At 62.9% G+C, this 15,217-nt stretch carries 10 protein-coding genes; 8 read left to right on the top strand and 2 right to left on the bottom strand.

What is annotated here, in order from left to right; genetic code table 11:
- Window positions 1–45: 45 nt before the first annotated feature.
- Window positions 46–528, bottom strand: a complete 483-nt coding sequence (locus tag ACEN93_RS26560) for a sigma-70 family RNA polymerase sigma factor (RefSeq protein WP_039770110.1) — start codon at window positions 526–528, stop codon at window positions 46–48.
- Window positions 529–849: 321 nt separating this feature from the next.
- Between ACEN93_RS26560 and ACEN93_RS26555 the strand changes: the two genes are divergently transcribed.
- Genes ACEN93_RS26555 through ACEN93_RS26545 form a run of 3 tightly spaced genes read left to right on the top strand, consistent with a single transcriptional unit; the run spans window position 850 to window position 5,389 of the window.
- On the top strand, window positions 850–2,013 hold the full coding sequence (locus ACEN93_RS26555) for an efflux RND transporter periplasmic adaptor subunit (protein WP_210709325.1): 1,164 nt from the start codon (window positions 850–852) through the stop codon (window positions 2,011–2,013).
- The gene (locus ACEN93_RS26550; protein ID WP_495610701.1) at window positions 2,014–3,987 is read left to right on the top strand and encodes a MacB family efflux pump subunit; all 1,974 of its coding nucleotides are present in this window, start codon (window positions 2,014–2,016) and stop codon (window positions 3,985–3,987) included.
- Window positions 3,988–3,994: 7 nt separating this feature from the next.
- The gene (locus ACEN93_RS26545; protein ID WP_103386379.1) at window positions 3,995–5,389 is read left to right on the top strand and encodes an efflux transporter outer membrane subunit; all 1,395 of its coding nucleotides are present in this window, start codon (window positions 3,995–3,997) and stop codon (window positions 5,387–5,389) included.
- Window positions 5,390–5,446: 57 nt separating this feature from the next.
- Here the strand turns inward: ACEN93_RS26545 and pvdP are convergent, their stop codons facing one another.
- Window positions 5,447–7,072 carry a pyoverdine maturation tyrosinase PvdP gene (gene pvdP / locus ACEN93_RS26540; protein WP_495610700.1) on the bottom strand — a complete coding sequence of 542 codons (1,626 nt, stop codon included), beginning with the start codon at window positions 7,070–7,072 and terminating at the stop codon, window positions 5,447–5,449.
- A gap of 219 nt (window positions 7,073–7,291) precedes the next feature.
- On the opposite strand from pvdP, the gene pvdM reads away from it, so the two are divergent.
- From pvdM to ACEN93_RS26515, 5 genes are all read left to right on the top strand, one after another.
- A complete protein-coding gene (pvdM, locus tag ACEN93_RS26535; protein WP_039770100.1) occupies window positions 7,292–8,662 on the top strand; it encodes a pyoverdine-tailoring dipeptidase-like protein PvdM in 1,371 nt (456 codons plus the stop codon).
- The gene (pvdN, locus tag ACEN93_RS26530) at window positions 8,659–9,936 is read left to right on the top strand and encodes a pyoverdine-tailoring periplasmic protein PvdN (RefSeq protein ID WP_495610699.1); all 1,278 of its coding nucleotides are present in this window, start codon (window positions 8,659–8,661) and stop codon (window positions 9,934–9,936) included. The genes pvdM and pvdN overlap by 4 nt, the downstream gene beginning before the upstream one ends.
- 39 nt (window positions 9,937–9,975) lie before the next feature.
- A complete protein-coding gene (gene pvdO, locus ACEN93_RS26525) occupies window positions 9,976–10,863 on the top strand; it encodes a dihydropyoverdine dehydrogenase (protein WP_495610698.1) in 888 nt (295 codons plus the stop codon).
- Between the two features lie 109 nt (window positions 10,864–10,972).
- A complete protein-coding gene (locus tag ACEN93_RS26520) occupies window positions 10,973–12,622 on the top strand; it encodes a cyclic peptide export ABC transporter (RefSeq protein WP_085667888.1) in 1,650 nt (549 codons plus the stop codon).
- Between the two features lie 113 nt (window positions 12,623–12,735).
- The gene (locus tag ACEN93_RS26515; protein WP_134334395.1) at window positions 12,736–15,216 is read left to right on the top strand and encodes a TonB-dependent siderophore receptor; all 2,481 of its coding nucleotides are present in this window, start codon (window positions 12,736–12,738) and stop codon (window positions 15,214–15,216) included.
- The last annotated feature ends 1 nt before the right edge of the window (window position 15,217 follow it).

Below are 15,217 nucleotides of genomic sequence, written 5' to 3'. Positions count from 1 at the left end.
TTGAGTAGGAACGAGGACAGTGAAAAAAAATTTAACGCCGGTAGCTCAATGGACATCCCATTGCTTGATGCGCAGGCGGCAATGTTTCATGGCGTTGACGATGTGCTTTTCCACCAGAGCCTTGGAAATCCCGAGGTGCTGCGCGATTTCGGGATGCGACAGACCTTCGATCTTGCGCAACAGAAAACTTTCGCGGCACAGCGGCGAAAGTTCTGCCAGGGCACGCTGGAGCATCTCCAGTCGCTGACCGTGATCGAACGTGTTGTGGGGGGACGGCGTGAAATAGCGCTCTTCGCTGTCGAGTACTTCCAGCGATTCGACCTGACGCAGGGCATTGCGCCGATGGTCGTCGATTACCAGATTGAGCGCGGTGCGGTAGAGGAAAGCCCGGGGTTGCTCGATCGGCGTGTCGCTGGAACGCTCCAGAACCCGTACATAAGCGTCATGCACCACATCTTCGGCGACCTGGCGGTTGCCGAGCTTGGCGTTCAGGAAACACACCAATTCGCGATAGTAGTTTTCCAACATGACTCCCGGCCGCAAGGGGTGCGGTTTCTGTCCTTGAGCCCGATCCTGACTGCACTGGAGGCAGTAGCATGATAGTGGCAACTTGAAGGGCGTAATTTATAGTAATTCTCATATAGATTTAAAGTAGTGATTCTCTTCACCAGACAAATAGTCCTGCCGGGCAACCTGTAACTTCGTGTGTGAGCACTTAAATTCCCTTGCGCATTCATCGTTTACAGGACAGCTCCCCGTGTCTGTCGTGCCTTGCGACAGCGTTCAGCGACCGACCGAACCTGTTCACCTGCTGAACGACGGGCCGAATTCCACTGGCCGGAACCCTGCATGAAACGTCCCCGCCCCGCCCGACGCGCCCTGTTCGTTGCCCTCTGCCTGATCCCTGTCATCGCCGTTGCCGCGTGGCAGGTATTGCCGCCGGGCCGTGAGACCCTCGCCACTGTTCAAGTGACACGCGGCGATATCGAAAACAGCGTGACCGCACTCGGCACCCTGCAACCGAGGCGCTATGTGGATGTGGGCGCCCAGGCGTCAGGGCAGATCCAGAAAATTCATGTCGAGGCCGGCGATGTGGTCAAGGAAGGCCAGTTGCTGGTGGAAATCGACCCGTCCACGCAAAAGGCCAAGCTCGACGCAGGCCGGTTCTCCATCGAGAACCTCAAGGCGCAGTTGCAGGAACAACGTGCCCAGCATGAGCTGGCGCAGCAAAAGTACCAGCGCCAGCAAAAACTCGCCGCCGGCGGCGCCACCCGCGAGGAAGACGTCCAGACCGCCCGGGCCGAAGTGCGCGCCACGCAGGCCCGCATCGACATGTTCCAGGCGCAGATCCGCCAGGCGCAGGCCAGTTTGCGCAGCGACGAAGCCGAGCTCGGTTACACACGCATCTATGCGCCGATGTCCGGCACGGTGGTGGCAGTAGGCGCCCGGGAAGGCCAGACACTCAACGCGCAACAGCAGACCCCGCTGATTCTGCGGATCGCGCGGCTCTCTCCGATGACCGTATGGGCCGAGGTCTCCGAAGCCGACATCGGTCACGTCAAACCGGGCATGACCGCTTACTTCACCACCCTCAGCGGCGGCAGCCGGCGCTGGAGCAGCACCGTACGGCAGATCCTGCCGGTGCCGCCGCGTCCGCTGGAACAGAGCCAGGGCGCCAGCCCCACCAGCGGTCGCAGTGGTAGCGAACGGGTGGTGCTTTACACGGTATTGCTGGATGTCGATAACGCCGATAACACCCTGATGACCGACATGACCGCCCAGGTGTTCTTCGTTTCGCAACAGGCACAAAACACCCTGACCGTGCCCACCGCCGCCCTGCAACGCAGCGCTCGCGCGGACTGGCAACTGGCGCAGGTGGTCGCCGCCAATGGCGAGGTTCAATCCCGGGAAGTGCGCACCGGCATCCGCGACCGCTTGCGCACGCAGATTCTTGAAGGGCTTGTCGAAGGCGATCATGTCCTGAGCAGCCCGGCCACCGGCAACGGAGGCTGAATGCAAACGCCCCTGATTGACCTGCGGCAGATCCGCAAAGCCTATGGCGGTGGCGACAGTCCGCGGGTGGAAGTGCTGCGCGGCATTGATCTGTCGATTCATGCCGGCGAATTCGTGGCGATCGTCGGCGCCTCCGGTTCCGGCAAGTCGACACTGATGAACATCCTCGGCTGCCTCGACCGACCGACCAGCGGCGAATACCTGTTTGCCGGTGAAGAGGTCGCGCGGCTGGACACCGACGCTCTGGCCTGGCTGCGACGCGAGGCGTTCGGCTTCGTGTTCCAGGGCTATCACCTGATTCCGTCCGGCTCGGCCCAGGAAAACGTCGAAATGCCGGCCATTTACGCAGGCACACCGGCCGCCGAACGCCACGCCCGGGCCCACGCGCTGCTGACTCGCCTGGGCCTTGCCGGCCGCACTGCCAATCGCCCGCACCAACTCTCCGGCGGGCAACAGCAGCGGGTGTCGATTGCCCGTGCGCTGATGAATGGCGGTCATATCATTCTCGCCGACGAACCCACCGGTGCGCTCGACAGCCACAGCGGTGCCGAGGTCATGACCCTGCTCGATGAACTGGCAGATCAGGGCCATGTGGTGATTCTCATCACCCACGACCGCGAGGTCGCGCAACGTGCCAAGCGCATCATCGAAATCCGCGACGGCATGATCATCAGCGACACCGCCGATCCGTCATCGCCCCCCTTGCCCGCCGTCGGTTCCGGCGCATTGCAGGCCATGGATCTGCGCGAGCGTCTGAACACCGGCAGCACCCAGACCGGCGCCTGGAAAGGCGAATTGGTGGACGCCGTGCAAGCGGCGTGGCGAGTGATGTGGGTCAACCGCTTCCGCACCGCGCTGACCCTGCTGGGCATCGTCATCGGCGTCGCGTCTGTGGTGGTGATGCTGGCGGTGGGCGAAGGCAGCAAGCGCCAGGTGATGGCGCAAATGGGCGCCTTCGGCTCCAACATCATTTATCTCAGCGGCGCTGCCCCCAACCCGCGCACGCCACCGGGCATCATCACCCTCGATGACGTCGCCGAACTAGCCGCCCTGCCCCAGGTGGAACGCATCATGCCGGTCAACGGCTCGACCGCCGGCGTGCGCTTCGGCAATGCCGACCACACCAGCTATGTGGGCGGCAATGACACCAACTTTCCGACCATTTTCAATTGGCCGGTGGTTCAGGGCAGCTACTTCACGCAAGCCGACGAAGACAGCGCCGCTGCCGTGGCGGTGATCGGCACCAAGGTTCGCGACAAACTGCTCAAGGATGTCGCCGATCCTGTCGGTCAATACATCCTGATCGAAAACGTACCGTTCCAGGTGCTCGGGGTCCTCGCTGAAAAAGGCTCCAGCTCCGGCGACTCGGACAGTGACAACCGGATCGCCGTGCCCTACTCCGCCGCCAGCATGCGCCTGTTCGGCAGCCGCAACCCCGAATATGTGGTCATCGCCGCGCGGGACGCCCGCAAGGTCAAGGAGGCGGAGCAGGCCATCGAGCAATCGATGCTGCGCCGGCACAACGGCAAAAGGGATTTCGAGCTGACCAACAACGCCGCCATGATTCAGGCCGAGGCGCGAACCCAGGGCACGCTGTCGCTGATGCTCGGCGCGATCGCCGCCATTTCCTTGCTGGTGGGCGGTATCGGCGTGATGAACATCATGCTCATGACCGTGCGCGAGCGCACCCGGGAAATCGGCATCCGCATGGCCACCGGCGCCCGTCAGCGCGACATCCTGCGCCAGTTCCTGACCGAGGCAGTGATGCTCTCGGTGGTCGGCGGCGTTGCCGGGATCAGCCTGGCGATGCTGGTCGGCGGTGTGCTGCAACTCAGCGGCGTCGCCATGGCGTTCCAGTGGATTGCGGTGTTCGGCGCCTTCGGTTGCGCGCTGGCCACCGGTGTCATCTTCGGCTTCATGCCTGCCCGCAAGGCCGCCCGGCTCGATCCGGTCAAGGCCCTCACCAGTGAATGATCGACCTATGAAAGCCCACCTGACACTTCTCGCCGCCAGCGTTTTGCTGGCGGCGTGCGGCAGCCCCGCGCCACGCCCCGACAGCGGCCTGCAACCACCGCCCGCCTGGCAATCGCCCGAACATCCCGGCGCCAGCCAAAGCGATCGACAATGGTGGACGCATTTCGGCAGCACGGAACTCGATCATCTGATCGAACAGGCCCGGCTGGGTAGCCATGACCTGGCCGCCGCAGTCGCCCGGGTGAGGCAGGCGCAGGCCAGCGCGACCATCGCCGGCGCGCCGCTGCTGCCCGAAGTCAAGGCCGGGCTGAATGCCAATCGGCAGAAACTCCTGCACGGCAAAGGCTACAGCCAGCTCGACGTGAACCCCGACAACCGCTCGCTGGATTACTACGACGCCGAGTTGAGTGCCAGTTACGAAATCGATTTCTGGGGCGGCAAACGCGCCGCCCGGGACAGCGCGGTGCTCGGTGTGCAGGCCAGCGAATTCGACCGTTCAACGGTGGAACTGACCCTGCAAAGTGCCGTCGCCAACAGCTACACCCAGGCCCTGGCGCTGCGCGAACAGGCGCGGATCGCCGAACTCAATCTGGTCAATGCGCAAAGTGTTCTGCATCTGGTGCAGACCCGCCACGACGCCGGCAGCGCCACCGCGCTGGAACTGGCTCAGCAGAAAAGCCTGGTCGCCGAACAACAACGCAAACTGCCGCTGGTACAACAACAGGCCCGCGAGGCACTGATCACCCTGGCCGCCCTGCTCGGCCATCCGGTGCAGGAGTTGCCGACACCCCGACAGGCGTTCGCCCAACTGCAATGGCCGGACATCGCCAGTGGTGTGCCCAGCGATCTGCTGCAACGGCGCCCGGACATCGCCAGCGCCGAAGCCAGACTGGCCGCCGCCCAGGCCGATGTGACCGTGGCCCGCGCCGCCATGCTGCCCAAGGTCACGCTGACCGCCAGCCTCGGCACCGGCGCGGACCTCGCATCGGATCTGCTGCGCACGACCTTCTACAACCTGTCCTCAGGTCTGGTGGCACCGATCTTCAACAATGGCCGCCTGCGTGCCGAACGCGACAAGGCCACGGCGCGCCAGGAAGAATTGCTGGAGACCTATCGCGGCGCAATCATCAATGGCTTCGCGGACGTGGAAAAAGCCCTGACGAGCATTCGCGGCCTCGATGAACAGCGTCAATGGCAAGGCGAGGAACTGCGCCAGGCACAGACCGCGTTCGACATCGCCCAGAGCCGCTATCAGGCCGGCGCCGAGGATCTGCTGACGGTGTTGCAGACTCAACGCACGCTGTATGCCGCCCAGGACATGAACGTGCAGCTGCGGCTGTCACGCCTGCAGGCCAGCATTGCGCTGTACAAGGCGCTGGGCGGGGGTTGGCAAGTCATCTGAACAGCGCCTTGTTCAAGGCAAAAAAAATCGCAGCCCGACGCTGCGATTTTTTTGCCTTCAGAGCTGCCGACCCTTGACCTTCAGGTGCCTGGCGTACCACGGTCGCTGCGGCACTTTGCGGAACAGGTCGGCCATGTTGTCTTCATCGCCGAACGTGATGCGCAATGCCAGCTTCATGGTTTCCGGGTCCATCTCCACCGAACGCCCCACCTGAAGGCCCGGAACGGTGCTGCAACCATGGGTGTCCGGGCCGAGCCACGGATCATCGACCTCGACCCAGCGCCCCGGTGCAAACCATTGGACGCCATTGACTTGCAGACGGCTCACTTCACCAGGATGAAAGCGTTCGTGAGCGCGATACCAGTCTTCAATGCGGTCGTCGATCCAGCCATGGAATCGCCAGAACACCGGGTTCACATGGGAGGAAAACGGGTCGCCGAGAAAATCGTTTTCCGGGGCATACCAGCGCGCAGCGAAGTCAGCCTGATCCCGGGCCATCGGCACTGGAATATCGTTGGACGGATCACGGGCGACCGACGCCCAGCGCATGTGCAGCCAGTCGTGCAGACCCAGCTCGACTTCCGAGCCGAACTGGCCGAGCGTCAGCTTCGAGAGATAGCGCGGATCGGTGTACTGCGATTCCCAGACCTGGAAGTTGCTGTGGTAGGTCTCGGCCGACTTGATGTCGCTGACCCACTTTGTGTATTCGTCATCGCCTTCGGTCAGCCAGGTGGGTGGCAAGGCGTCGCCGTCATGGTTGTCGAAGTAGCGGGCAAAACCCTGACGATCGCGCTCGAGCTCCGGTTGCGGCGCGGGGAATTTCAACCAGGACGGCAAGTCCTGCATCGAACGTGCAGTGCCCAGCATGTGCCGGTGCATGAAGAAGAAGTCGATGCCCGAGCCGTTGCGATCCTTGCGCGGACCGCGCGCATCGCGCTCCTTGTAACGCGGGCCGGGTTGCCAGCCGATGCCGCGCAACGCATCGCGTTTTTTCTCGGACAGTTTGTGCCACTTGTCCCGCGAGGCATGCCAGAGCTGGTGAAACAGGCGATGCTCGGGCGACACCAGCCACGCCAGCAACGTCGGGTTCAGACCGGTTCGCTCACGAGCCTCGGGGAAACGGCGTTTGACGGCGATGAAACGGTTATCGAGCTCCGGCAGACCCAACGGCCGATCCAGGCGCAGCACCTGCCCGGTGAACGTGCCGCTGCCGGCATTGCCGAAGGCCGCCCAGACTTCGTCCAGTTTGACATCGAGCTCGTAGACCGCCGGCGCCTGTGGCTGGTCCGTGCGCATCAGACGCCAGTACAGCTGCGCGCCATTACCCGAGACCAGATCGCCAATGACGTCATAGCGGGGCAACCCGTCGCTCCGCAACCGCGCGCCGGTGTCGAGACAGCCGCGCAAGCCGCGCCCGCGCTGGGCAATATCGAGAAACAATTCCAGGCCCTCACGGGGCAGGCCGTCGAGCCCGGCATCGGCGCCCGTGAAGCGGATGTCCCAGACACCGCGCAGGTTGTCGGCCAACTGCTGGCCGGCAGTGTCTGCCAGATCCACCGTGGCCTCGCCCGGCGTGACCGGCTCCTCCTCGCGGGTCAGCTCACGATGTGCATAAAAAGCGGCAGGCAGCGCAGCGCCCGTGAGTGCCATGCCCGCCATGAACCAGCGTCGAGAGATCGTCATTGCCCTACCTGTGTCAGCCATGAAGCAGGCTTTATCCAAGCTAGAACGTTTGCTGGTGCGACAAATTTATCGCCTGCCCGAAAAGATCCTCCGAAGGTCCGGACCGCGTTCGCGCGTTCTTTTGCCGCCTCGCTAAATTGTTTGCCTCCCCAGTCGTTCCTCCCAGATAGCAAAGGCCCCTGCGCCTGTACCTCGACGGCGAACCTGAATGAGATGGCAATGACAAAACCGCGTTCGAAAAAGGCTCTATACATCGGCCTGCCGCTGGCCTTGGCGATCAGCGCCGGTGCAGGCTTCCTGGCCTGGGATTACTGGTTCAGGGACAACCCCGGCTACCCGGTCAAGGTGATGAAACAGGCCACCGAACTGCAGGAACGGATCCTGTCGTTCGACAGCCATATCACCGTGCCCTTGAGTTTCGGCACCCATGGCAATGAAGCCGACAAGGACGGCTCCGGGCAGTTCGACCTGATCAAGGCCAACCGTGGACGGCTGTCCGGCGCGGCGCTGACAGTGTTCGGCTGGCCGGAAATGTGGAACGGCCCGAACGCGCCTCACCGCCCCACCGACGGTTTCGTCGAAGAGGCCCGCAATCAACAGGAAGTGCGCTACAAGATCATCTCGGGCCTGGTGCGCGACTTCCCCAATCAGGTCGGCATCGCCTACACCCCCGACGATTTCCGCCGCCTGCACGGCGAAGGCAAGTTTGCGATTTTCATCAGCATGCTCAACGCCTACCCGCTGGGCAACGACCTGAGCAAACTGGACCTGTGGGCCGGTCGTGGCATGCGCATGTTCGGCTTCAGCTACATCGGCAACAACAGCTGGGCAGACTCCTCGCGCCCGCTGCCGTTTTTCAATGATTCCCCGGATGCGCTCGACGGCCTGTCGGATATCGGCAAACAGGCCGTGCACCGCCTGAACGACCTGGGCGTGATCATCGACGTCTCGCAGATGTCGACCAAGGGCCTGGAGCAGGTCGCGCAACTGAGCCGTACACCGCTGGTGGCTTCGCACTCGGCGCCGAGGGCGGCGGTGGACATTCCGCGCAACCTCAGCGACAAGGAGCTGCAACTGATCAAGAACAGCGGCGGCGTGGTGCAGGTGGTCGGTTTCTCGCAGTACCTCAAACCGCTGACCCAAGGCACCCAGGACAAACTCAATGCCTTGCGCGCCCGTTTCGATCTGCCGCCTCTGCCGAACCTGGCCATGGCGTTGATGCCGGGCGACCCGATCATCACCGCCTGGTCGGAACAGAAACTCGGCCAGTACGCCAGCGGCCTGTACGGGATTCTCGAAGAAGAACCGAAAGCCACCCTGAAGGACTTCGGCGACGCCATCGACTACACCGTACGCAAGATCGGCATCGATCACGTCGGCATCTCTTCGGACTTCAATGACGGCGGCGGAATCAAGGGTTGGGAGAACGTCGGCGAAATCCGCAACGTCACCGCCGAACTGATCCAGCGCGGTTACTCCGAAGCCGACATCGCCAAGCTGTGGGGCGGCAACTTCCTGCGGGTCTGGGATCAGGTGCAGAAAGCCGCCAAACCCGCACTGCTCTCCCGTCAGGACGCGACCCGACCATGACTGACCGCCGTACTTTTCTGAAACAGGCCGGCGTACTGGCCGCCGCTCTGCCTCTGGGTGTGAGCCTGGCTGAGCCGGCCCGCGCCGCCGCTTCGCCGCAGGACAAATGGGTGAAACTGCGCGGGCTGTTCGAACAGGACCCGGACGCGATCCACTTCGCCAACTTTCTGGTGACATCGCACCCAAGGCCGGTGCGCGAAGCCATTGCCCGCCATCGTGCGGACATCGACCGCAATCCGGGCCTGGCGATGGACTGGGATCTGGGCGTCACCGAACAGCGCGAAGAAAACGTGCGGGTCTGGGCCGGCCAGTACTTGCAGGCCAGGCCGAGCCAGATCGCCCTCACCGGCAGCACCACCGAAGGTCTGGCGATGATCTACGGCAGTGTGCACGTGCGCCCGGACCAGGAAATCCTGACCACGGTTCACGAGCATTACTCCACCCGCAACATCCTCGACTTCCGCACCGCCCGCGATGGCACCCGGGTGCGCAAGCTCACGCTGTTCGAGAACCCGCACAACGTTTCGATGGATCAGGTGCTCGACACCATCAATCGCAACATCCGCCCCGAAACCCGCGTCCTCGGCATGACCTGGGTGCATTCGGGCAGCGGCGTGAAACTGCCGATCGCCGACATTGCCCGCCTCGTCGACGAACACAACCGAAACCGCGACGACAAGGACCGGATCATTTACGTGGTCGACGGCGTGCACGGCTTCGGTGTCGAAGACCTGAGCTTCCCGCAGATGAACTGCGACTTCTTCATCGCCGGCACGCACAAATGGATGTTCGGCCCGCGCGGCACCGGCATCGTCTGCAGTCGCAGCGACGAGGTGAAATACGTCAGCCCCAGCGTGCCGACCTTCTCCGAAGCCACGACCTTCGCCAAGACCATGACGCCCGGCGGCTATCACGCCTTCGAACATCGCTGGGCGGTGGACGAAGCGTTCAAGCTGCACCTGCGACTGGGCAAGGCCGATGTGCAAGCCCGCATCCACCAGCTCAACAGCTATTTGAAACAGCGCTTGCAGGAGCAACCGGGCGTCGAGCTGGTGACCCCGGTCGAGCCGAAGTTCTCCGCCGGTTTCAGCTTCTTCCGGGTCAAGGGCCGTGACAGCGATGACATCGCCGCCCGCCTGATGAAACACCGCGTGGTCTGCGATGCCGTCAGCCGCGACGTCGGCCCGGTGATCCGTACCGCGCCCGGTCTGCTCAACACTGAAGCCGAAGTGGACCGTTTCCTCGATGTGCTGGGCAAGACGCTGCGCGCCTGAGCCCTGCGCCCCCGGTTTTACTTTAAACAGAGACGACTCATGAAAAAGCCTCACGCCTCAACCGCCTTCAAGGCATTGTCCGCACTGGCGCTGACCGCCCTGTGCGCGGGCCTGCTGCCGGGCGCCGCCCTGGCAGCCACCCCGCCGGCACCCGGTAAAGTGTTCAAGGACTGCAAGGACTGTCCGGAAATGGTGGTGTTGCCGACCGGCAGTTACACCATGGGCACACCGGACGACGAAGTCGGCCGTGAACCCGACGAAGGCCCGCGACACGAAGTGACCTTCACCCGACCGTTCGCCATCAGCCGCTTTCAGGTGCTGGTCGGCGAGTGGGACGCATATGTCCGCGAGACCGGCGCCAGGCCCTACGACTTCGATGATCGCCCGGGTCGCCGCTGCACCGCCGGCAAGCCCGAGTTCAAACAGACCAAACGCGACCCGGCCGTCTGCATGAACGTGGCCGAAGCCCAGGGCTACATCGACTGGCTGTCGAAAAAGTCCGGCCACCGCTATCGCCTGCCGAGCGAGTCGATCCGCGAATACGCGGCCCGTGGCGGCAGCACCGGATCGTTCCCCTTCCCGTTCGACGAAGGCAGCGACTACCAGATTTCCAAACACGCCAACACCTACGGCGCCGCCGACGGTTACAACTTCACGTCACCGGCCGGCACCTTCCCGGCCAACGCCTTTGGCGTGTACGACGCCCACGGCAACGTCTACGAATGGACGGCTGACTGTTATCACAAGGATTACTCCGGCGTACCCAGTGACGGCCGTCCGTGGGTGCAGGAAAACTGCGAACGCCAGGTCATGCGCGGCAACGACTGGGGCGAAGCACCGGTGTTTTCCCGTTCCGGCAACCGCAACAGCAGCTGGCCGACCAGCAAGGGCGACTGGCTGGGCTTTCGCGTAGTGCGCGACCTCTGAGCCCGACTGTCAGCGACCGCAGCCCGTCTGCGGTCGTTTAAAGAAACCCCGTGACCATTCGTTTTCCTTACATACCGGCACTCCCTCCGCACCGAAGCAGGAATCCTCCATGACCAAGCCAACGCGTGGGGCGATCAACGAATTGTTCGCCCTGCTCAAGCCCTTCCGCCTGATTGTCTGCGTATCCATCGTGCTCGGCATGATCGGCGGCCTGAGCGTCACCGTGCTGCTGGCGACCATCAACAACGCCTTGCACTCGGCCGACGGACTGACCCGCACCGTGGTCATGATTTTCGCCGGGCTGTGCGCCCTGGCCTTGCTGACCACGATCCTGTCCGACATCGGCACCAACTACGTCGGCCAACACATCATTGCCCGCCTGCGCAAAGAGCTGGGGGAGAAAGTGCTGTCGGCGCCGATCGACCAGATCGAACGCTATCGCAGCCACCGCCTGATTCCGGTGCTGACCCACGACGTGGACACCATCAGCGACTTCGCCTTCGCGTTTGCACCGCTGGCCATTTCCATGACCGTGACCCTGGGTTGCCTCGGCTACCTGGCGATGCTGTCCTGGCCGATGTTCCTGATGATGCTGGTGGCGATCGCCATCGGCACCACCATCCAGGCGATTGCCCGCGCCAAGGGCATGCGCGGTTTTTATGCGGCGCGCGACTCCGAAGACGAACTGCAGAAGCACTACAACGCGATCGCCGAAGGTGCCAAGGAGCTGCGCATCCATCGCCCGCGCCGCCAGCGCATGTTTGTGTCGGGTATCCAGAAGACTGCCGAAAAGATCTGCGACACCCAGATCAAATCGATCAACACCTTCGTGATTGCCAAGTCCTTCGGTTCGATGCTGTTCTTCGTGGTGATCGGCATGGCACTGGCCCTGCAATCGTTCTGGCCGAGCGGTGACAAGGCCGTGATGAGCGGCTTCGTGCTGGTGCTGCTGTACATGAAGGGCCCGCTGGAACATCTGGTCAGCACACTGCCGATCATCAGCCGCGCACAGATCGCCTTCCGCCGGATTGCCGAATTGAGCGAGCAATTCTCCTCGCCCGAGCCGCACCTGCTGCTGCAAGACCAGGGCAACAAGCCCGGTGTCGTCAACCGTCTGGAATTGAACAATGTGCGTTATGCCTTCCCGCCAGTGGCAGGCAGCGAACCGTTCCGCCTCGGACCGGTGAACCTGCGCATCGAGCAAGGCGACATCGTGTTCATCGTCGGTGAAAACGGCTGCGGCAAAACCACCCTGATCAAACTGCTGCTGGGCCTGTATGCGCCGACCGAAGGCGAAATCCGGGTCAACGGTCAGCCGATCACCGCGTTGAACCGTGACGACTACCGCCAGAACTTCACCACGATCTTTGCCGACTACTACCTGTTCGACGACCTGATCCAGGGAGATCGCGAAGTCCCGCAGGACGCTACCCGCTACCTCGAACGCCTGGAGATCGCGCACAAAGTCAGCGTACGGGATGGCGCCTTCACCACCACCGATCTGTCCACCGGCCAGCGCAAGCGTCTGGCACTGGTCAACGCCTGGCTCGAAGAGCGCCCGGTGCTGGTGTTCGACGAATGGGCCGCCGATCAGGACCCGACATTCCGGCGGATTTTCTACACCGAACTCCTGCCCGACCTGAAACGGCTGGGCAAGACCATCATCGTGATTTCCCACGATGACCGTTACTTCGACGTTGCCGATCAACTGGTCCGCATGGAGGCCGGAAAGGTCAAAAGCGAACTGCAAACCGCTTGATCGACGAAGCCGCGGCCAGACCGGAAAAATATTTTCCGGTTTACCGCGGCTTTCTCGTCTTAATGAGATGAATAAGAACCATTAACAACTACACCTGCCAAGGTCTTAACCTCATGTCCGCATCCCGCTTCATGCTTCGCCCACTGACCCGAGCCCTGCTCATGCACGGTGCTACCCGCTCCCGTCTGGCCACCACCGGCCTGGGACTGGCAATGACGCTGGCCGTCACCCCGTATGTCCAGGCTCAGGAATGGAATCTGAACATCCCGGCGCAACCTTTGGTCCAGGCCCTGCAATCGCTCGGTCAGCAGACCAGCCTGCAAATCATCTACAGCCCGGAAAGCCTGCAAGGGCTGCGCTCCACCGCCCTGAACGGCCGGTATGCGGACGACAGCGCAATCGCGGCCATGCTCAAGGGCACCGGCATCCGTCACCAGCGTGACGGCAATACCGTGACCCTGCTGGCACCCGCCACCGGCAGCGCGATGGAACTGGCACCGACCAACATCGATGGGCAACGACTGACGGCCACTACCGAAGGCAGCAACTCCTACACCACCGGTGGCGTGACCATCGGCAAGGGCGTGCACTCGCTGAAGGAAACCCCGCAGTCGGTCACGGTCATGACCCGCAAGATGCTGGACGACCAGAACCTCAACACCATCGAACAAGTGATGGAAAAGACTCCAGGCATCACCGTTTACGACTCGCCCATGGGCGGCAAGTATTTCTACTCGCGCGGTTTCCGCATGACCGGCCAGTACCAGTACGACGGCGTGCCGCTGGACATTGGCAGCAGCTACGTACAGGCCGACAGCTTCAACAGCGACATGGCCATTTATGACCGCGTCGAAGTGCTGCGCGGTGCTGCCGGCATGATGAAAGGCGCAGGCGGTACGGCCGGTGGCGTCAACTTCGTGCGCAAGCGCGGCCAGGACACCCCGCACACCCAACTGTCGCTTTCGGCAGGCTCGTGGGACAACTATCGAGGTCAGGTCGACACCGGCGGCCCGCTGAACGACGCCGGCACCATCCGTGGCCGCGCCGTGGTCACCCAGCAGACCCGTCAGTACTTCTATGACGTGGCCAGCCGCAAGGACCAGATCTACTACGGTGCGCTGGACTTCGACCTCAGCCCCGACACCACCCTGGGCCTGGGCATGGCCTATGAAGACGTCGACGCCACACCTTGCTGGGGCGGTCTGCCGCGCTATGCCGATGGCTCCGACCTGCACCTCAAGCGCTCCACCTGCCTGAACACCTCGTGGAACAACCAGCGCAGCAAACGCGCCACCTACTTCGGCGACGTGAAACACCAGTTCAACGACGACTGGTCCCTGAAAGTGGCCGGGGTCTTCTCGCGCAACACCCAGGACATGGAGTACGCGTTCCCGAGCGGCGCGGTGCCGGTAGGCGCCACCAGCTCCAACACGCTGATGCTGGGGAGCATCTACGACTACGAGCAGACCGACTACGGCTTCGATGCCTACGTGGACGGCAAATTCGACGCGTTCGGCCAGCAGCACGAACTCACCGTCGGCGCCAACGCCAGCCGTTCCCACAAGGATGACTTCTACGCCGTGGCGGCCTTGCCACAGCGCCAGAACGTGCTGAACCCGAACCATCACCTGCCCCAGCCTGACGAAAGCTACTACCTGGCCAACGCCTCCCGGGGCGGTCCGGTGGACATGCGCATCAAGCAATACGGCGTTTACTCCACTGCCCGCCTGAAACTGGCAGACCCGCTGACCTTCGTGCTGGGCAGCCGTGTCAGCTGGTACAAGTCCGACACCGACTCCGTGCAGTACTTCCGCGGTGAAGGCACCCCGGTCAGCACCAAGTCCACCGAAACCGGACAGGTCACCCCGTTTGCCGGGCTGTTGTTCGACCTCAACGACAACCTGACCGCGTACGCCAGCTACACCGATATCTTCACCCCGCAAGGCGGCTACAAGACCATTGACGGCAGCACCCTCAAACCCCTGATCGGCCAGAGCTACGAGCTGGGGATCAAGGGCGAGTGGTTCGACGGTCGCCTGAACAGCTCCTTCAACCTGTTCCGCACCATTCAGAAAGATGCGGCCCAGGATGACCCGCGCTGTGAAGACAGTTCCTGCTCGCTGAACTCCGGCAAGGTCCGCGCCCAGGGCTTCGAAGCGGAAGTCAGCGGTGAAGTGATCGATCGCCTGCAACTGCTGGCCGGCTACACCTACACCCAGACCAAAGTGCTGGAAGATGCCGACGCCACCCAGGACGGCGTGGTCTACAACTCCTACGTACCGCGCCACCTGCTGCGCGTCTGGGGTGACTACAGCCTGAGCGGCCCTCTGGATCGCGTCACCATCGGTGCCGGCGTCAACGCCCAGAGCGGCAACTACCGCACCTCGCCACTGGGCGGTGACAACATCACCCAGTCGGGTTATGCGGTCTGGAACGGTCGCATCGGCTACCGCATCGATGACACCTGGTCCGTCGCCCTCAACGGCAACAACCTGTTCGACAAACGCTACTACGCCACGGTGGGCACCGAAAGTTTCGGTAACTTCTACGGCGATCCGCGCAACTTCGTGATGTCGGTCAAAGCCGACTTCTGAT

The sequence above is a fragment of the Pseudomonas sp. Pseusp21 genome (assembly GCF_059492145.1).
Note: the sequence above shows the minus strand (reverse complement) of the source record. Positions and strands in the feature narration are given on the sequence as shown.

What these genes read in the sequence shown, in the direction of transcription:
- ACEN93_RS26560 (WP_039770110.1), bottom strand. Translation starts at nt 528, where the DNA reads ATGTTGGAAAACTACTATCGCGAATTGGTGTGTTTCCTGAACGCCAAG.
- pvdO (WP_495610698.1), top strand. Translation starts at nt 9,976, where the DNA reads ATGAAAAAGCCTCACGCCTCAACCGCCTTCAAGGCATTGTCCGCACTG.
- pvdM (WP_039770100.1), top strand. Translation starts at nt 7,292, where the DNA reads ATGACAAAACCGCGTTCGAAAAAGGCTCTATACATCGGCCTGCCGCTG.
- pvdN (WP_495610699.1), top strand. Translation starts at nt 8,659, where the DNA reads ATGACTGACCGCCGTACTTTTCTGAAACAGGCCGGCGTACTGGCCGCC.
- ACEN93_RS26550 (WP_495610701.1), top strand. Translation starts at nt 2,014, where the DNA reads ATGCAAACGCCCCTGATTGACCTGCGGCAGATCCGCAAAGCCTATGGC.
- ACEN93_RS26520 (WP_085667888.1), top strand. Translation starts at nt 10,973, where the DNA reads ATGACCAAGCCAACGCGTGGGGCGATCAACGAATTGTTCGCCCTGCTC.
- ACEN93_RS26515 (WP_134334395.1), top strand. Translation starts at nt 12,736, where the DNA reads ATGTCCGCATCCCGCTTCATGCTTCGCCCACTGACCCGAGCCCTGCTC.
- ACEN93_RS26555 (WP_210709325.1), top strand. Translation starts at nt 850, where the DNA reads ATGAAACGTCCCCGCCCCGCCCGACGCGCCCTGTTCGTTGCCCTCTGC.
- ACEN93_RS26545 (WP_103386379.1), top strand. Translation starts at nt 3,995, where the DNA reads ATGAAAGCCCACCTGACACTTCTCGCCGCCAGCGTTTTGCTGGCGGCG.
- pvdP (WP_495610700.1), bottom strand. Translation starts at nt 7,072, where the DNA reads ATGACGATCTCTCGACGCTGGTTCATGGCGGGCATGGCACTCACGGGC.